We start from the raw sequence: 18,029 nt of genomic DNA on the forward strand, positions 1-18,029 counted from the left end.
TGTTTTTATTGAGTGTTGGCGCGCCGTTAAACTGCGTTATGGGTTTTGAGCCAGCCAAGACCCGCTTCAGTACTGGCCAGCGGTTTATATTCACAGCCCACCCAGCCTTGATAGCCAATGCGATCAAGGTGGTCGAACAGGAAGCGGTAGTTGATTTCACCGGTGCCTGGTTCGTGACGGCCAGGGTTGTCGGCCAGTTGGATATGGTTGATCTGCCTCAGGTGGGTTTGCATCGTGCGGGCCAGATCACCTTCCATGATTTGCATGTGGTAGATGTCGTATTGCAAAAACAGGTTGGCGCTGCCGACCTTGCCCTGTATCGCCAGCGCCTGACGGGTGTTGTTCAGGTAAAAGCCGGGAATGTCGAGGGTATTGATCGCTTCCATCACCAACTTGATACCCACGGCCTGCAACTTGTCGGCGGCGTATTTAAGGTTGGCGACGAAGGTGTTTTCGACGGTCGCGTCGTCCACACCTTGTGGCCGAATGCCCGCCAGGCAGTTGATTTGCTCATTGCCCAGGACTTGAGCGTAGGCGATGGCCAGATCGACCCCGGCGCGGAACTCTTCAACCCGATCCGGGTGGCAGGCAATCCCGCGCTCGCCTTTGGCCCAGTCTCCGGCCGGCAAGTTGAACAGCACTTGGGTCAGTTTGTTTGCCTCCAGCTGTGCCTTGATCTCGGCAGAGCTGTAGTCGTAAGGGAACAGGTATTCGACGCCGTGGAAACCGGCATTGGCAGCCGCTTGAAAACGGACAAGGAAATCCTGTTCGGTGAACAACATGGACAGGTTGGCGGCAAAACGCGGCATGGTGAACTCCTGCTTTGTCCCTCTCCCGCCGGGAGAGGGAGGGGGTGGGCGATTGATTAATCCAGCATCGAAATGGCGGTGGGTGCATCGTTACCCACCAGCGCCAGGTCTTCAAACTCATTAACGGCGTTAATTTCGGTGCCCATCGAAATATTGGTCACGCGTTCCAGAATGATTTCGACCACCACCGGTACGCGGAACTCTTTGATCAGCGCTTGAGCCTGGCGCAATGCAGGCTGGATCTGCCCCGGCTCGAATACGCGCAACGCCTTACAGCCCAAGCCCTGGGCAACGGCGACGTGGTCGACACCATAGCCATTCAGTTCCGGTGCGTTGAGGTTGTCGAACGACAATTGCACGCAGTAATCCATTTCAAAACCGCGCTGTGCCTGACGGATCAAGCCCAGGTAGGAGTTATTCACCACGACGTGGATGTAGGGCAGGTTGAATTGCGCGCCTACGGCCAGTTCTTCGATCATGAACTGAAAGTCATAATCCCCCGACAGGGCCACGACATTGCGCTGCGGGTCGGCCTTGACCACCCCCAGCGCGGCCGGGATGGTCCAACCCAACGGGCCGGCCTGACCACAGTTGATCCAGTGGCGCGGCTTATAGACATGCAGGAATTGAGCACCGGCAATCTGCGACAAACCGATGGTGCTGACGTAGCACGTGTCTTTGCCGAACACCTGGTTCATCTCTTCATACACGCGCTGCGGTTTGACCGGCACGTTGTCGAAGTGAGTCTTGCGGTGAAGGGTCGCTTTGCGTTGCTGGCAGTCTTGCAGCCAGGCGCTGCGATTTTTCAATTTGCCAGCGGCTTTCCATTCACGGGCGACTTGCAGGAATACATCAAGGGCAGCCCCCGCGTCGGACACAATGCCCAGATCGGGGGTAAACACCCGACCAATTTGGGTCGGTTCAATGTCGACATGGATGAATGTGCGGCCTTCGGTGTACACCTCCACCGAGCCGGTGTGACGGTTGGCCCAACGGTTGCCGATGCCCAGCACCACGTCAGACTTGAGCAGGGTAGCGTTGCCGTAGCGGTGCGAGGTTTGCAGGCCGACCATGCCGACCATCAACGGGTGATCGTCAGGGATCGTGCCCCAGCCCATCAGGGTCGGAATTACCGGGATGCCGGTGAGTTCGGCGAACTCCACTAGCCGATCACTGGCATCGGCATTGATCACGCCACCGCCGCTGACCAGCAGCGGCCGTTCGGCCTGATCAAGCATGGCCAGGGCTTTTTCCACTTGCACACGGGTCGCACACGGCTTGGCCAGGGGTAAAGGCTCGTAGGCGTCGATATCGAATTCGATTTCTGCCATTTGCACATCAAAGGGCAGGTCGATGAGGACCGGGCCGGGGCGTCCGGAACGCATTTCAAAAAAGGCTTTCTGGAAGGCATACGGCACCTGGCCTGGCTCCAGCACGGTGGTTGCCCACTTGGTGACTGGTTTTACGATGCTGGTGATGTCGACCGCCTGAAAATCCTCTTTGTGCATCCGTGCCCGTGGTGCCTGGCCGGTGATGCACAGAATCGGGATCGAGTCGGCCGAGGCGCTGTAAAGACCGGTCACCATGTCGGTGCCCGCCGGGCCTGAGGTGCCGATGCACACACCAATATTTCCGGCCTTGGTGCGGGTGTAGCCCTCGGCCATGTGCGAGGCGCCTTCCACGTGGCGAGCAAGGACGTGATCGATACCGCCCACCTTTTGCAGGGCTGAGTACAGCGGGTTAATGGCGGCGCCGGGGATCCCGAATGCGGTATTGACACCTTCGCGACGCATCACCAAAACGGCGGCTTCGATTGCTCTCATTTTGCTCATTGCTTTGTGCCTCTTACGTTTTGTAATTGTATACAAGTGGCTGTGTGGCGAGTGTATTCATCCTCGCGGCAAGAGGTCAATGAGTTTTATTGAAGACGTCGATGTACTCTGAATGTCCCTCTATCTCTAGGGTTGATAGGGTCATGAATTTTTGATGAGTGAAAAGTTGTATACAAACATCATTAATATTGTGTTCTATTGGCTCATTAGGTTGGCTGTAAACAGGCGCCTAAAGGCTTTCCAATAACACGATAAGGACGGCAACCATGAGTGCTTTAACCTTGAAAGTCGCTTTAAACCTGACCGCGCAGGCGCTGGGCGCAGCCCGTCAGATAAATGCGGCGCCATTGACCGTAGCGGTACTCGACAGCAGTGGGTATTTGCTGGCGTTGCAGCGCGAAGACGGCGCCAGTCTGTTGCGGCCCAGTATTGCGATTGGCAAGGCGTGGGGCGCCGTTGCGCTGGGTAAGGGGTCGCGGTTGCTGGCGCTAGATGCTCAGCAGCGACCGGCTTTTTACGCGGCACTCAATGGCATGGGTCGCGGCGATATTGTGCCGGTACCGGGTGGGGTGTTGATTCGTGATGAGGACGGAAACGTGTTGGGCGCGGTGGGGATAAGCGGCGATACTTCGGACATTGACGAGCAATGTGCAATCAGCGCGATAGAGGCACAAGGCTTTCACGCGGATGCGGGTGTTGTGGCTTAGCCCTTTGTAGCCGCTGCCGCAGGCTGCGATCGGCTGCGCAGCAGTCGCAACCCAGAACCTGCGGTGTGCCTGACACGCCCTGAACGCTGATTTTACGACCGCTTCGCGGCCGAACGCAGCCTGCGGCAGCGGCTACACAGGATCAGTCCGGCGCACAGCCTTTGAGCACAAGGCGGATGATGGTTTGTGCCGCCGCTTCGTAATCGCTGTCGTCGAGTTTGGCCTTGCCGGTGATGGCGGAGATTTGCCAGTCGAAGTCGGCATAGGTCTGCGTCGCCGCCCAAATGCTGAACATCAAGTGGTGCGGGTCGATCGGGGCGATCTGGCCGCGGTCGATCCAGGTCTGGATGCACTCGATGTTGTGTTTGGCCTGGGCGTTGAGCAAATCCACCTGGGTTTCGCTCAGGTGCGGTGCGCCGTGCATGATTTCGCTGGCGAATACTTTTGAGGCAAACGGCAGGTCGCGGGAAATCTTGATTTTTGAACGAATGTAGTTGCTCAGCACTTCATTGGGTTCGCCGTCGGCATTGAACGGGGTTGAGACGCGCAGTATCGGCTCGATAATGCTCTCAAGCACTTCGCGGTAGAGGTTTTCCTTGGACTTGAAGTAGTAATAAACATTGGGCTTGGGCACACCGGCCTTGGCGGCGATGTCGCTGGTTTTGCTCGCGGCGAAGCCCTTGTCAGCGAACTCTTCGCTGGCGGCTCGCAAAATCAGGTGTTTATTACGTTCGCGGATGCTGCTCATAAAACGGGTCTTTCCTTGCCGACTCGGGCGGTCGGGCATGGTAGCACCGGGCTTGCGAGCGGCTCAAGATTGCAGCTCGAGGGTGCTTACGCGCTATGCTTGCGTTAATTCAACTCTCAAGGAATACCCTTTCATGGCTGGCAGTAGTTTGCTGATGTTGCTCGACGATATCGCCGCCGTACTCGATGACGTCGCACTGATGACCAAAATGGCCGCCAAAAAGACCGCCGGGGTGCTCGGCGATGACCTTGCGCTCAATGCGCAGCAGGTTTCTGGCGTGCGCGCTGATCGCGAGCTGCCGGTGGTGTGGGCGGTGGCCAAAGGTTCGTTTCGCAACAAGCTGATCCTGGTGCCTGCCGCGTTGGCAATCAGTGCTTTCATCCCCTGGGCTGTGACGCCGTTGCTGATGGTGGGCGGTGCGTATCTGTGTTTCGAAGGGTTTGAAAAACTGGCGCATAAGTTTCTGCACAGTCAGGACGACACCCAAGCGAAGCGCAAAGCCAGGCAGGAAGCTCTGGCCAATGCCGAGGTCTATCTGGTGGCGTTTGAGAAAGATAAAATCAAGGGCGCCATTCGCACTGACTTTATCCTCTCGGCTGAAATCATTGCCATTACGCTGGGCACCGTGGCGGATTCACCGCTGATTCAGCAAGTGGTGGTGATGTCAGGCATTGCGATTGTCATGACCATCGGCGTGTACGGTGTGGTGGCGGGTATCGTGCGGCTGGATGATGGCGGCCTGTACTTGACCCACAAAACCGGTGAAGGCGCCTGGCCGCGCTTTCAGCGCGGCTTCGGCCAAGTCGTGCTCAATGCCGCGCCCTACATGATGAAAAGCCTGACCATTATTGGCACCGCCGCCATGTTTATGGTCGGCGGCGGCATCCTGACCCATGGCGTGCCGGTGTTGCATCACGGGGTCGAAAGCATTACTGCCAGCGTTGCCCCCTTTGTCGGCCCGCTGTCGGTGATTGTGCCGACGCTGGTCAACGCCGTGGCCGGCATTATTGCCGGTGCCGTGGTGCTGGCGGTGGTCACGGGCGTCAGTAAACTCTGGCGCGCCGTGAAGGGTTAAGCCGGCGAGGGTGTCTGCGGGTGTGTGCTGTTTTGCAACAAGCGATACCCCAACGCAGCAAACAGCAGCATGCCCAGGCCCGCAGCCAGCGATACGCTGAAACCGGCCTGGGCACCATACGCGTCGATCACCCAGCCTCCAGCGACGGCGCCCAGCGCCACACCGATGCCCAGCCCGGTAATCATCCAGGTCAGACCCTCGGTCAATTTGGCGGGCGGGACGATATTTTCCACCAGCCCCATCGCAGTAATCAGGGTGGGGGCGAAGAACAGACCGGCAACAAACATGGCGGCTGCCAGCGTGGCGATGCTGCTGACCCACATCAGCGGCACTACGGTGAGCGCAGTGGCTGCGACCCCGAACAGGAACAGTTTGGGCAGCGGTGTCTTGAGCTTCAGTGTGCCAAACACCAGCCCGGCGATGCATGAACCCAGCGCGTACACCGACAGTACGATGCTGGCGGTAGCCGGTTGGCCCTGATGCTGGGCAAAGGCCACGCTGACGACGTCGACGGTGCCGACAATGGTGCCGAGTCCTAGCAGTGCCATCATCAAAATCACCACTGCCCCTTGTCGCAACACGGTGCCGCTGTGCGTATCACTGCGCGGGTGCACGGGCGGTTCGGTATCCCGTTGCAGCACAAACAGGGTCACGCCGACGGCCAGAAAGATGGCTGCCAACAGCGGGCCAGCCTCGGGAAACAGGCCCACGCTGAGGCCCACAGAAATCGGCGGGCCGACAATAAAGCACACTTCGTCGAGTACCGATTCGAACGAGAAGGCCGTGTGTAATTTGGGTGAGCCGCGATACAGCTCGCTCCAGCGTGCGCGTACCATCGCCGGCATACTGGGCATGCAGCCTGACAACGCGGCGAACACAAAAAGCGTCCAGTCGGGAGCACCCAGATGGCTGCATAACAGTAAACTCAGCAGCGCGCACACCCCAATCGCGGCAGCGCCAGGGAGCACGCGGCTCTGGCCGTATCGGTCAACCCAGCGGGAAATCTGCGGCGCCCACATTGCGATGCCCAGTGCGAAGGTGGCGGCGACAGCACCGGCCAGCCAATACGAGCCGTGCAATTGCGCAAGCAAGGTGATGATGCCGATGCCGGTCATGGAAATTGGCATGCGCGCGATCAGGCCCGCAGCACAAAAGGCCTTGGTTCCGGGGGCGCTGAAAATCTCGCGATAAGGGTTAGCCATACAGGCTCCGCAGCATTGGAATGCGCGCGAGTGTAAAGGCTCTGTGCGGGAAGTGGGAAGATAGTGTCGCAGCGCTGAGACGCAGCTTCCTTGCGCGTCCGCAGTTACCGATCAGGATCAGAAGTGGTACTTGACCAACAGGCTGGTGGTGTTCTGGTTGGTTTTGAACGTGCTGCTGTCTTCAATCCCGTATTTGTTTTTCCAGTAGTCGTATTCAACACCGACGTACAACTGTTTGGGACCCCAGCTCAATGCCTTGCCCAAGTCATATTTGATCTGTGGGTTGAAGTGCAGGTTGGCGTGGTAAGTGCCGCGTGAGTTCTGGTCGTTATCCACGACCCAATCCATGTAGCCGTCGATGACCACATCGGACTTGCCCGCGGGAATGGTATAGGACCACACAGGGGTGATCTGCCATACGCCACGTCCGGCGCGGCTGCCTTCCGGGAAGCGTTGGTAGAAGTTCAGCTGGAAGTAGTCGAAACCCGGCACGTTCAAGTCGAAGCCCGGGCCGATCAGGTAAGCGTCGGAGTCACCTTCGCCGAACTCGTAGGTCAAGGCCAACAGCACGTCTTTGATCGGGCCAAATTCAAGCTTCTGGTCGAAGATTTTGCCGAACGACAGGCGAGGAGTGAATTCGCCGTAGTAGGTGTTAGGGCCGACGTTGCCGTCTTCCTTGCCGTTATAGAAAATACGGTCGAGGAAGAAGAAGTTATCACCGTATTTCCAGCCGTCAGCGTGCTCGAAGGTCAGGGTTTGCTGAATCTTCGGGTTGACCTGGAAGTCCTTGCCATACAAATACGTCAGGCTGTTGGTTTGCCACTGAAACAGGTCTTCGGCGACGGCCGTGGTCCCGCCCAACAAGCTCCCCGCAAGCATCAGGCCGGTAAGTGTGCGCTTCATTCGGTTGCTCCAAACGTTAAGGTTGCTGCCGTTATGTGAACCTGCGCTCTGAATTGGCGCCTTGGTTTCGGCTTATATAATCAATACTAAAAGTTGCCTGAAAGGTCAGGTTTAATGCTTAGAGCAAAGACTGGGCCATAACTATTTTCGGCCAACATGTATCGCTCGGCTGCCACGCGGCAGTTGAGTGAAATAAGGTGGATAAAAGAGTTTAAACGCGTTGTTTAGACGCATTAAGTTGGCTTTGAAGTCAGCTTTAAACAAGGCTCGCCTTTGAGAGGGCGCGCAGAATACTGGCTCTGGGCTTTGCACTCAAGTGCCCTGTTATTGCGCATGGGGTGAAGATGAGCGCAATCGTAGGGCAGGGCACCTGTTTAAACTAAAAGTGGACTTTGATAAGGGCGCTGGCGGTATTCTGGTTAGTGTCCAGGCGGCTGCTGTTTTCGATGCCGTATTTATCTTTCCAGTAGCTGTATTCAATGCCGACATACAGTTGTTTTTCGCCCAGATTCAGCGCGCGACCCAAGTCATATTTGATTTGTGGGTTGATGTGCAGGTTTGAGTGGTAAGTGCCGCGCGAGTTTTGATCGTTGTCGACCACCCAGTCGATATACCCATCGATCAACAGGTTGGAGCGGCCCAAGGGAATGCTGTAGGAGAACGAGGGCGTAATTTGCCAAGTGCCCGTGCCAGGGCGTGGCCCTTCGGTGTGGCGGCGATAAAAATTCAGAGTGAAGTAATTGAACCCTGGCACGGCGAGGTCGAACCCCGGGCCGATCAGATAGGCTTCGCTGTCACCTTCGCCGTACTCGTAAGTCATGGCCAGCAACACATCTTTGATGGGGCCTAATTCCAGTTTCTGATCGAAAATTTTGCCGAATGACAGGCGTGGGCTGAACTCGCCGTAGTAGGTATGGGGGCCTTTATTGGGGTCTGGCTTGCCGTTGTAGAAAATGCGGTCGACAAACAGAAAGTTGTCGCCGTATTTCCATTTGTCGGCATGCTCGAAAGTGACGGTTTGCTGAATCGAAGGGTTGATGGCGAAGTTTTTACCGTAGAGGTAAGTCAGGCTATTGGTCTGCCATAAAAACAGATCACCGGCCATGGCCTGACTGGCAGCCAAAAACCCACCCGCGAGCGTGACGCCCCAGTGTTTGCAGTGCATGGGTAACTCCCTTTTTATTGTTTTTTACTGCAAAAGCGCCCTCACCCTAGCCCTCTCCCGGAGGGAGAGGGGACTAGAGGCAAAAGCGGATTTTCAAAAAAACCCCGATCTGCCCCTCTCTCGGAGGGAGAGGGGACTAAAGGCAAAAGCGGATTTTCATTACCCCCCTATCTGCCCCCTCTCCCTTTGGGAGAGGGTTGGGGTGAGGGTCAAGGGTTAATGCTGATGCACATGCCCGCTCATGGCGGCACGCCCGGCGCCGCCCATGACGTTGAACATCAAGTTCAGGCACACCGCGCTCACAGCGGCCATCGCAATACCGCTGTGGGTGATAGGCCCCATCCACAAGGGCAGGTGGGCGAAGAACTCCGGACGTACGACAGGGATCAACCCCATGCCGATACTGACCGCCACCAATAACTGATTGCGACGGTCGGCAATGTCCGCTTCCTGGAGGATTTTGATCCCCGTGGCGGCCACCATTCCGAACATCGCGATAGCCGCACCGCCCAACACGGCAGGCGGAATCGAGGCCACCAGAAACGCGGCCTTGGGCAGCAGGCTCAAGGAAATCAGAAATACCCCGGCCATGATGGTCACCGAGCGACAGCGCACCCCCGTCATTTGCACCAGACCGATGTTCTGGGCAAAAGAAGAGTGGGTAAAGGTGTTGAAAAAGCCCGCCAGAAACGACGCCCCGGCATCACACAGCAGCCCACGACGCAACATGCGCGGGGTGACTTCCTGGCCCGTGATTTTGCCCAGCGCCAGGAACATCCCAGTGGACTCGACAAAAATGATGACCACCACCAGACACATGGACAAGATCGGCGCCAAGTGAAATTCCGGCATGCCGAAGTGTAAGGGCGTTACCACCTGAAACCACGGCGCCAGGCCGATGCCATTAAGGTCGACCATGCCCAGGGCGCCTGACAGCATATAGCCCAGGGCCATGCCGATCAGCACCGAAATGTTGACCCAGAAACCGCGCATGAAGCGGTTGATCAACAAGATCGTGCCCAGCACCAACGCTGCAATAAACAGGTAGATCGGCGAGCCGAACTGTGCGGCTGCGCTGCCGCCGCCTGCCCAGTTCACAGCGACTGGAAACAGCGATAAACCGATGGAAGTAATCACGGTGCCAGTCACCAGTGGCGGAAAGAAGCGCACCACTTTGGACATGAACGGCGCAATGATCATGCCGAAAAAACCAGCCGCAATGGTGGCACCAAAAATGCCGGTCATGCCAATGCCCGGCATGCCGGCCATTGCCACCATACTGCCCACTGCGGCAAAGCTGGCGCCCATCATCACGGGCATGCGAATGCCCATCGGGCCAATGCCCAGCGACTGCACGATGGTTGCAATACCCGCCACCATCAGGTCGGCGTTGATCAGAAAAGCAATCTCCTCACGACTCAGACCGGCGGCCTGTCCGATGATTAACGGCACCGCAACGGCGCCCCCGTACATCAACAACACATGCTGCAAACCGACCAGAATCAATTGCAACAACGGCAACCGCTGAATGGGCGGCGGGGCGGTCACGGCGGGTATGCGCGGTTCGGTTAACTCGGACATGCAACACCTCGGTCATTTTTATTGTTGTGAGCTAGTGGTGTGTAAAGGCGGACGCTTTTAACGGCGCCCGCGGGGTGAACGTCAGTTGGTTTGGGCTCCTGCATTGATCCAGGCGCCGACCAGATCACGCTCTTGCTGGGTCATCTGGGTGATGTTGCCCAGCGGCATGATCGGGCTGGCGACGGCTTGGGCCTGAATACGGGCAGCCATCACTTTGATTTGTTGCGCGGTGTCGAACATCACACCTGCCGGGGCCGCACTGAACAGCGGGCTGGTGGGCGTGGCGGAATGGCAGACCGTGCAGCGCTCCTGAATCACTGCATGGACTTTTTCGAAATCAACGCTGGCGACCGGGGCTGCGGGTGCTGCGGCGGTAGCAGGTGCCGGTGGCGGGGCATCGGCCGCTTTGACCCCGCCTACTGCTGTTTCAGGCAGCGGTTGGTACTGAATCACCTTGGCGGTTTCGGGCGCGGTAGAAGGTGGTTTAGGGCCGGTGACATAGGCCAGACAGACCATGCTCAGCGCGGCGACCGGCAGGGTCCAGGCATATTTATGGCTGTTGTGGCGGGTGTTGAAGTAGTGGCGTACAAGCACGGCCAGCACCGCGATCCCGGCCAGAATCAGCCAGTTGTATTGGCTGCCATAGGTGCTCGGGAAATGGTTGCTGATCATGATGAACAGCACCGGCAAGGTGAAGTAGTTGTTGTGGCGCGAACGCAACAAGCCTTTGGCCGGCAGTGCCGGATCGGGTGAGCGGCCTTCTTTGATCGCGGCCACCAGTGCGCGCTGAGCGGGCATGATGATGCGGAACACGTTGCCGACCATGATGGTGCCGATGATGGCGCCGACATGCAGGTAGGCACCCCGTCCGCTGAACACTTTGCTCAGGCCGAACGCCGCTGCAACCAGCAATACAAACAGGATAAAACCGAGCAACGCCGGGCGTTTGCCCAGGGCGGAGTCGCACAGAAAGTCGTAGATGAACCAGCCGGCAACCAATGAGCCGATCCCGATGGCCACCGCTTCAGGGCCGCTCAGGCTACTGCCGGGAGCGATCAGGTACAGCGCGGGGTTGAAGTAGAACACCAGGCACAGCAGGGCAATCCCTGACATCCAGGTGAAATAGGCTTCCCATTTAAACCAGTGGAGGTTTTCCGGCATGGTCGGGGGGGCGAGTTTGTATTTCTCGAGGTGATAAATACCACCGCCGTGAATCGCCCATAAATCGCCAGCCAGGCCGTCTTTGGGGTGCGCCCGATTGAGGTTGTTCTCCAGCCAGACAAAGTAAAACGACGCGCCGATCCAGGCCACACCGGTAATCATATGAATCCAGCGTACGCTCAGATTCAGCCATTCCATTAGATGTGCTTCCACAGTCTTTACCTCTTGCCCGTCGTTCTTTTTTGAACGTTGAGGCCTTCTCTTATTGGTGGGGGGCGAGGATCAATTGCTCATCCTCTTTAAAGAAATGCTCATCGCAGTTATTGCCACTGCCACTGCGATCAACCACCAGGAAGTCATCCCGCTTTTCGATCGTCAGCACCGGGTGGTGCCAGACGCCGCGATGGTAATTAATGCCCTGCCTGCCATTACTGACAAAAGCGCGGACCAGGCCTGATACAGGTTCATCGCCAACTGGCGCGACCACGATCAGAAAGGGGTTGCCGAGCAGCGGAATAAACGCCTGGCTGCCCAGCGGATGGCGCTCCAGCATACGCACGGTCAAGGGCATGTCCTGCGCGTCGGCGCGGAAGATGCTGATGATGGCTTTGTCTTCTGGCGTAGCCGTTTCGACCTCGGCCAGACGATGAAAGCGCATGGTCGAACCGTTATTGATCATGAAGTGATCGCTGCCATCGGTTTCAATCACGTCACCAAAGGGCGCGAAGGCCTCTTTGGTCAAAGGTTCAATCGTCAATGTGCGCATGGTGGTCTTCTTTTTCTAATGACTGTCAGGTGTTCGTTTTGCTTTTGTAGCCGCTGCCCAAGGCTGCCCAAGGCTGCCCAAGGCTGCGATAGGTTGCGAAGCGACCCTGCTGTTGAAGGCCCTTCGCAACCCATCGCAGCCTGCGGCAGCGGCTACAGTTGCGGCGTTATTTGGCGACTTTGCCCAGAATGCGCAGGCGGCTTACACCACCGTCCGGGAACAGGTTCAGACGAACGTGGGTGATCGGGCCAAGGTCTTTGATCTGCTCGCTGAAACTGTGCTCGGCGTGCATGTCCATTTTTTGGCTGGGCAGCAGTTCACGCCAAAACAGGCTCTGGGTTTCGATCTGGCTGTCGGTGCCGCCTTTGACGAAGGCGCCCTGAATCGAGCAGGAGTCCGGGTAGTTGCCCTTGAAGTGCAGGGTGTCGATGACGATCTGCTCGATGACCCCGGCATGGCCCAGCGCAACGATGACCCAGTCATTGCCGGGCGTGCGGCGACGTGCGGTTTCCCAGCCATCACCCATGTTGATGCCACGGCCCGGGTTGAGGATGTTGCTCATGCGCCCGAAGTGTTCGTCGGAGCAGGCGAGGGCACGGCCCCCGTTAAGGGCTGACGCCAGGTCAACCTGCTCGTTGTCACCCACGGCCGACCAGTCACGGAACGGCACACCATAGACACGCAGCCGTGCTACACCGCCGTCCGGGTAGATGTTGAAACGCAAGTGGCTGAACGCCTGGTCGTTGCTGATTTCGTGGTAGTGGTGGCTGTTGCCTTGCAGTTCGACGGCTGACAGCACTTCAACCCACTGAGTGTTGGCGTCAGGTTCGCCCGAGGCCAGGAAGCAGGCCTCTAGAGAGGCAGACGGCGGAAAGTTGCCGGTGAAGAATGAAGTGTCGATGTCCACGCCTTTGATCGAGCCAGGCACGCCGAGGCGGATGACAGCACTGTCATAGCCTTCAAAGCGTTTGCGGCGCGACTCCCAGCCGTCCATCCACTTGCCGTTGTCATCGAAAACGCCCTCCTTCCATACGGCCGGGGTCGGCTGAAACAGGCGGTTGGCATCGGCGAACCAATCATCGGTCACGGAGATGATTTTGGTGCCCAGGCGGGCATCGGCCAAGTTGACGAATTTCTCGAACGGTACGGCGTAAGCTTTCATTCTTCTGGTCTGCCTTTAAATAAGTGGCTGGGGATCCGTTACCGACAGGTGCCGGCCCGGCTTAGAGCTGGCGTAATCGGAACAGGGCGATCTTGTTGATTTCTGCCAACGCACACGTGAACTCGACGTCTGCCGGGTTGTGGATGCGCGTTTCGAACGCGGCGAGGATCTGGTGCCGGTCGCTGCCTTTTACCGCCATGATGAAGGGAAACTTGAACTTGGCTTTGTAGGCTTCGTTCAGCTCGGTGAAGCGCTGAAACTCTTCGGCCGTGCATTGGTGGATACCGGCGCCAGCTTGTTCGTGGGTGCTGGCTTCGGTGAGTTGGCCCTGAACGGCAGCTTTGCCGGCCAGGTCCGGGTGAGCATTGATCAGTGCCAGCTGGCTGGCGTGATCAGCGCTCAACAAAATGTCACTCATGCGTTGGTGCAGGGTCTGGATGTCATCGACGCTTGCGTCCAGGCCCAAGTCGTAGGCCTTTTCGGCCACCCACGGCGAGTGCTCGTAAATATCGGCAAAGGCTGCCACGAACGCTTCTCGGCTCAGTTGGGAAGGCTTGAGGGTGGTGAAGGCGCTCATAGGGCAGTCTCTGCGTTGAAAGGGTGAGTGGCGTGCCAGTGGCGGGCAATGTCGACGCGGCGGGTAAACCAGACCTGTTCGTGACTTTTGGCGTATTCAATAAACCGCTTAAGGGCGGCCAGACGGGCAGGGCGGCCAATCAGGCGGCAATGCAAACCGATGGAAAGCATTTTTGGCGATTCGGCGCCTTCGGCGTAAAGCACGTCGAATGCGTCCTTGAGGTACTGGAAAAACTGCTCGCCGGTGTTGAAACCCTGCACCTGCGTGAAGCGCATGTCGTTGGTGTCCAGCGTGTACGGAATCACCAGATGCGCTTTGCCAGTTGGGTTGTTCGGTTCCCAGTAGGGCAGGTCATCGTCGTAGGTGTCGGAGTCGTACAAAAAGCCGCCTTCTTCCATCACCAGTCGCCGCGTATTGGGGCCGGTGCGCCCGGTGTACCAGCCCAGAGGGCGTTCGCCGGTGATCTCGGTGAGGATGCGAATCGCTTCGAGCATGTGCTCGCGTTCCTGGGCTTCATCCATGTACTGGTAGTCGATCCAGCGATAACCGTGACTGCAAATTTCATGGCCTTCGGCAACCATCGCGCGGATGACATCCGGATGGCGCTGGGCGGCCATCGCCACGGCGAAGACGGTGAGCGGGATGTCGAATTCGCGAAACAGTTTGAGCACGCGCCAGACACCGGCGCGGCTGCCGTATTCATAGAGCGATTCCATGCTCATGTTGCGCTCGCCTTGCAGTGGCTGCGCAGACACCATTTCTGAGAGGAACGCTTCAGATTCTTTGTCGCCGTGGAGAATGTTGCGCTCCCCCCCTTCTTCGTAGTTGAGTACGAAAGACAGGGCGATGCGGGCGTTGTCCGGCCAATGAGGGTGCACAGGGTGTGGACCGTAACCAATCAGGTCGCGTGGATAGTCGGCGCTCACTGCAGTCTTCCTTATTGTGGGTGTTAACAGTTGATTGGCCAGACCTGGCGTCACTGCGTTGGCCTGATTGTATACAACTTTGCAATCCATTTGTAACCCTGCATGGGTGCATTTTTATCATGCCTGATCACGGAAGGGTACTTGCAAGAAACTTGCCTGATTGGTCAGGTTATGAATCTGAAGTCGCTTTAGATCCTAGCTCTTGAGGAATATGGCCTAGAGCCGCGGCTTTTGCGGGCTGAGCGTAAATGGCGTTTTAATTGTGTACAATTTTTTTTATAAGTGTCTTAATCTTCGCAGTGCCGTAGTTTTGGGTGGCCCCAAAAAGGTTTGGCACTGTTTTTATTTACCGCTGGCTGGAGGTTGCGCAATCGTATGGGACGTTTGACTACGCACGTTTTGGATGCTGCACACGGCTGTCCGGGCAGCTCGATCAAGGTCGAGCTATACAGAGTGGACGGTACGCAATTGACGCTGGTGGCGACGGCGCTGACCAACAGTGACGGTCGTTGCGACGCGCCGCTGTTGCAAGGGGATGACTATCAGTCCGGGGTTTATCAGGTGCAGTTCAGTGCGGGGGATTACTACCGTGCGCGGGGTGTGCAACTGCCCGAGCCTGCGTTTCTGGATGTGGTGGTGCTGCGTTTCGGGATCAGTGCCGAGCAGGACCACTACCACGTGCCGCTGCTGATATCGCCCTATAGCTACTCGACGTATCGCGGCAGCTAACGGTTTTCGATCTGCGCATGTGGTTCTTTGCCCGCTCACACTGCGGGCTTTTTTTTGCCCGCATTAAACGCAAATCTCGTAGCCGCTGACGAGGAACGAAGGCTGCGATCGGTGGCGCAGCCATCGTAATTTTCCATTGCGCTGCACCCTATTCACCACATTGCCAAGGGATCAAAAGTCCCTCATAGAACCTACGACGATTGCATCGTCGATCGCAGCCTTCGTTCCTCGTCAGCGGCTACAAGGCTCGGCGTGCGGCTGACTAACGGCTCAATAACGACGCGGTGCCCGCCACGCTGAACAACCCGGCACTGACGCGGTTAAACCAGCTCTGGCCCTTGCCGCTGCGCAAATAGCCCGCCGCGCCGTGGGCGCCAAGGCCGTAGGCCAGCTTGCACAGCAGGTCGAGCACGGTCCAGGTTGCGATCATGACCAGCAATTGTGGGAGGAAAGGCTGCTGAGGGCTAAGAAACTGCGGCAAGAAGGCTGCAAAGAACAAAATATCCTTCGGATTGCTGGCGCCCAGTACAAACGCGCGCCCAAACAGTGCGCCAAAGCGCGGTTTCGGTGCGGCGTCAGGAACATTCGCCGCCGTGGCAGGCTCGCGTGATTGTTTCCAGCTCTGCCAGGCCAGATAAAACAGGTACAGCGCACCGACGATTTTCAGCACGCTGAACAATTGTTCCGAAGCCAGCAGCAGGGCACCCAAGCCCAGTGCCGAGGCGCTGAGCAGGCAAATGGAGGCAAACACCCCGCCCAGAAAGGCTGGATAAGAACGCCGTAAGCCATAGTTCAAACTGTTGCTGATCATCAAGAGCGAGAGTGGCCCCGGTATCAGGATCACTATCAATGCCGCGCTGCTGAACAGCAGCCAGGTTTCCAGACTCATCACGTCCTCCATGCACAATCCCCCGCGCACCATTGCCGGGTCACTCGATTTATGACTTTGTATACAAAAAAAGCAAGTTTTGTTTTGAGTTGATGCGGAAGATCAAGGCAATCGGCTCTGTCCCAGTGCCGTGTTGATTGTCAGCCAGCCATCGACCGCCTCTTCGCCTGCCTGAGCGAAGACCCGTTGCATGAGCTTGACCTGTTCGCGGCGTAAATTGGCTTCAAAGCGCACGCCCGAGGCGGTCAACTCCAGCAGTCGCTTACGCTTGTCAGTCTGGGGAGCCACGCTGCGCACCAGTCCCAGCTCAATCAGCTGGCGCAAGGGCGTGTTCAGCGCTTGCTTGCTCACACCGAGCAGCGACAACAGTTCTTTGACGCTAAGGCCAGGGTGATGGGCGATAAAAAAAACGATGCGCTGATGCACCCGACTCAGTCCGCGGCGCGCCAGCATTTCGTCCGCTTTGGCGGTAAACGCTTGATAGCCAAAGAAGAATGCTTCCATGGCGGCACGCTGAGTGGTTGGATTTTTAAGGTCAAGCATATTGACGTATCTAGGCTTCGCGGCGTAATTTCGGTCTACCAGTTTGACTTATTTCCAATTACTTCTGCTACCGGTGATCTGTATGGCCTTCTCCGAACGTATTTCCCGCCTGAAAAGCTCTTTGATTCGCGAAATTCTGGCTGCGGCCCAACGTCCGGAAGTCATGTCGTTTGCAGGCGGTCTACCGGCTGAAGCCATGTTGCCAAAAGTGGACTGGAGCGACATGCCCGCTTCGATGGGTCAGTACGGCATGAGCGAAGGCGAGCCGGCGTTGCGTGAGGTACTGGCCGCTGAAGCCCGTGCATTGGGTGTGGATTGCGACGCTAGCCAAGTGATGGTGCTGAGCGGCTCGCAACAGGCGCTGGATCTGGCGGCCAAGCTGTACATCGACAAAGGCACCGAGATCATGCTCGAAGCGCCGACCTACCTGGCTGCGCTGCAGATCTTCCAACTGTTTGGTGCTGAATGCTTAAGCTTCCCGCTGCTGGCCGACGGCCCGGATCTGGCGGCTCTGCGCGTAGAGCTGAGCAAGCACACGCCTGCGTTCATCTATTTGATTCCGACCTTCCAGAACCCGTCGGCGGTGCGTTACAGCGAGGCCAAACGTGATGCTGTGGCGGCTTTGCTGGACGAGTTCGGGGTCACTCTGATTGAAGATGAGCCGTACCGTGAACTGAATTTCGATGGTGGCAGCGCCACGCCTATTGTCAGCCGACTGAAAAAAGCCAGCTGGATCTACACCGGGACTGTGTCCAAAACCTTACTGCCGGGTTTGCGTGTCGGTTTCCTGATTGCCAGCCCGGATTTGTTCCCGCATTTGTTGCGCCTTAAGCAATCGGCGGACTTGCACACCAACCGGGTCGGTCAATGGCAAGCCTTGCAGTGGATCGGCACTGAAAAGATGAGCAATCATTTGGCCGAACTGCGTGATTTCTACCGTGTGCGCCGCGATGGTTTCCAGCTGGCGCTCGAAGAGCATTTCAGTGACTTGGCAGACTGGCATGTACCACAAGGCGGGCTGTTCTTCTGGCTGACGCTCAAGCAGCCCTTCGACACTCGTACTTTGCTCAAGCCTGCGCTGGAGCAGAACGTGGCGTTTATGCCGGGTGAGCCGTTCTTTGCCAATCCGGATGAAAACGTCGGCAGCCTGCGCCTTAACTTCAGCCATATCGACCCTGAGCGTCTGCACGAAGGTCTCAAGCGTCTTGCTTCTGTTATCCGTCAAGCACAGGCCGCACAGGCGGCCTAAAGGAG

General features: G+C 57.5%; 18 protein-coding genes. 4 read left to right on the forward strand and 14 right to left on the reverse strand.

All coding sequences use genetic code 11. The features are described from left to right. Nucleotides 1-26: 26 nt before the first annotated feature. Nucleotides 27-809, reverse strand: coding sequence for a hydroxypyruvate isomerase (gene hyi / locus ACI7MX_RS07125; protein WP_405588083.1), 783 nt, complete (start codon nt 807-809; stop codon nt 27-29). Between the two features lie 56 nt (nt 810-865). Next, entirely contained in the window at nt 866-2,641 is a 1,776-nt protein-coding gene (gene gcl, locus ACI7MX_RS07130) for a glyoxylate carboligase (RefSeq protein ID WP_405588086.1), read from the reverse strand. A gap of 266 nt (nt 2,642-2,907) precedes the next feature. Between gcl and ACI7MX_RS07135 the strand changes: the two genes are divergently transcribed. After that, nucleotides 2,908-3,348: a heme-binding protein gene (locus ACI7MX_RS07135; RefSeq protein ID WP_314481645.1), complete on the forward strand. Its 441-nt coding sequence runs from the start codon at nt 2,908-2,910 to the stop codon at nt 3,346-3,348. Between the two features lie 142 nt (nt 3,349-3,490). Here ACI7MX_RS07135 and ACI7MX_RS07140 read toward each other — a convergent pair whose 3' ends face one another. Beyond that, nucleotides 3,491-4,096, reverse strand: a complete 606-nt coding sequence (locus ACI7MX_RS07140; RefSeq protein WP_314481648.1) for a TetR/AcrR family transcriptional regulator — start codon at nt 4,094-4,096, stop codon at nt 3,491-3,493. Between the two features lie 133 nt (nt 4,097-4,229). Between ACI7MX_RS07140 and ACI7MX_RS07145 the strand changes: the two genes are divergently transcribed. After that, nucleotides 4,230-5,171 carry a DUF808 domain-containing protein gene (locus ACI7MX_RS07145; protein ID WP_405588090.1) on the forward strand — a complete coding sequence of 314 codons (942 nt, stop codon included), beginning with the start codon at nt 4,230-4,232 and terminating at the stop codon, nt 5,169-5,171. Here ACI7MX_RS07145 and ACI7MX_RS07150 read toward each other — a convergent pair. The 9 genes from ACI7MX_RS07150 to puuE all read right to left on the reverse strand — a co-directional run bounded on the left by ACI7MX_RS07150 (nt 5,168) and on the right by puuE (nt 14,614). Then, entirely contained in the window at nt 5,168-6,373 is a 1,206-nt protein-coding gene (locus ACI7MX_RS07150; RefSeq protein ID WP_405588093.1) for an MFS transporter, read from the reverse strand. The genes ACI7MX_RS07145 and ACI7MX_RS07150 overlap by 4 nt on opposite strands. Nucleotides 6,374-6,490: 117 nt before the next feature. Further along, entirely contained in the window at nt 6,491-7,276 is a 786-nt protein-coding gene (locus tag ACI7MX_RS07155) for an outer membrane protein OmpK (RefSeq protein ID WP_314481657.1), read from the reverse strand. Nucleotides 7,277-7,655: 379 nt separating this feature from the next. Then, nucleotides 7,656-8,441 carry an outer membrane protein OmpK gene (locus tag ACI7MX_RS07160; protein ID WP_405588097.1) on the reverse strand — a complete coding sequence of 262 codons (786 nt, stop codon included), beginning with the start codon at nt 8,439-8,441 and terminating at the stop codon, nt 7,656-7,658. A 216-nt stretch (nt 8,442-8,657) separates the two neighbouring features. Beyond that, on the reverse strand, nt 8,658-10,022 hold the full coding sequence (locus ACI7MX_RS07165; protein ID WP_405588100.1) for a nucleobase:cation symporter-2 family protein: 1,365 nt from the start codon (nt 10,020-10,022) through the stop codon (nt 8,658-8,660). A gap of 81 nt (nt 10,023-10,103) precedes the next feature. Beyond that, on the reverse strand, nt 10,104-11,396 hold the full coding sequence (locus tag ACI7MX_RS07170; protein ID WP_314481664.1) for a urate hydroxylase PuuD: 1,293 nt from the start codon (nt 11,394-11,396) through the stop codon (nt 10,104-10,106). 49 nt (nt 11,397-11,445) lie between these two features. Next, nucleotides 11,446-11,949, reverse strand: a complete 504-nt coding sequence (locus ACI7MX_RS07175) for an ureidoglycolate lyase (RefSeq protein WP_122782970.1) — start codon at nt 11,947-11,949, stop codon at nt 11,446-11,448. A gap of 166 nt (nt 11,950-12,115) precedes the next feature. Next, nucleotides 12,116-13,111 (reverse strand): allantoicase, encoded by a 996-nt coding sequence (gene alc / locus ACI7MX_RS07180; RefSeq protein ID WP_314481670.1) that lies wholly within the window; start codon nt 13,109-13,111, stop codon nt 12,116-12,118. 61 nt (nt 13,112-13,172) lie between these two features. Continuing rightward, entirely contained in the window at nt 13,173-13,688 is a 516-nt protein-coding gene (gene uraD / locus ACI7MX_RS07185) for a 2-oxo-4-hydroxy-4-carboxy-5-ureidoimidazoline decarboxylase (protein ID WP_314481673.1), read from the reverse strand. After that, complete coding sequence (gene puuE / locus ACI7MX_RS07190) at nt 13,685-14,614, reverse strand: allantoinase PuuE (RefSeq protein WP_314481676.1); 930 nt, start codon at nt 14,612-14,614, stop codon at nt 13,685-13,687. The genes uraD and puuE overlap by 4 nt, the downstream gene beginning before the upstream one ends. Nucleotides 14,615-14,989: 375 nt before the next feature. Here puuE and uraH point away from each other — a divergent pair, with 375 nt between their 5' ends. Continuing rightward, the gene (gene uraH, locus ACI7MX_RS07195) at nt 14,990-15,343 is read left to right on the forward strand and encodes a hydroxyisourate hydrolase (RefSeq protein WP_314481679.1); all 354 of its coding nucleotides are present in this window, start codon (nt 14,990-14,992) and stop codon (nt 15,341-15,343) included. Between the two features lie 262 nt (nt 15,344-15,605). On the opposite strand, the gene ACI7MX_RS07200 is transcribed toward uraH, so the two are convergent. Both ACI7MX_RS07200 and ACI7MX_RS07205 read right to left on the reverse strand, forming a co-directional pair. After that, on the reverse strand, nt 15,606-16,232 hold the full coding sequence (locus ACI7MX_RS07200; RefSeq protein WP_405588106.1) for a LysE family translocator: 627 nt from the start codon (nt 16,230-16,232) through the stop codon (nt 15,606-15,608). 102 nt (nt 16,233-16,334) lie between these two features. Continuing rightward, entirely contained in the window at nt 16,335-16,775 is a 441-nt protein-coding gene (locus ACI7MX_RS07205; RefSeq protein WP_405588108.1) for a MarR family winged helix-turn-helix transcriptional regulator, read from the reverse strand. Between the two features lie 82 nt (nt 16,776-16,857). Here ACI7MX_RS07205 and ACI7MX_RS07210 point away from each other — a divergent pair, with 82 nt between their 5' ends. After that, nucleotides 16,858-18,024, forward strand: a complete 1,167-nt coding sequence (locus ACI7MX_RS07210; RefSeq protein ID WP_405588111.1) for a PLP-dependent aminotransferase family protein — start codon at nt 16,858-16,860, stop codon at nt 18,022-18,024. Nucleotides 18,025-18,029: the final 5 nt, after the last annotated feature.

The sequence above is a fragment of the Pseudomonas sp. 2024-210 genome, assembly GCF_045062345.1.
Taxonomy (GTDB): Bacteria; Pseudomonadota; Gammaproteobacteria; order Pseudomonadales; family Pseudomonadaceae; genus Aquipseudomonas.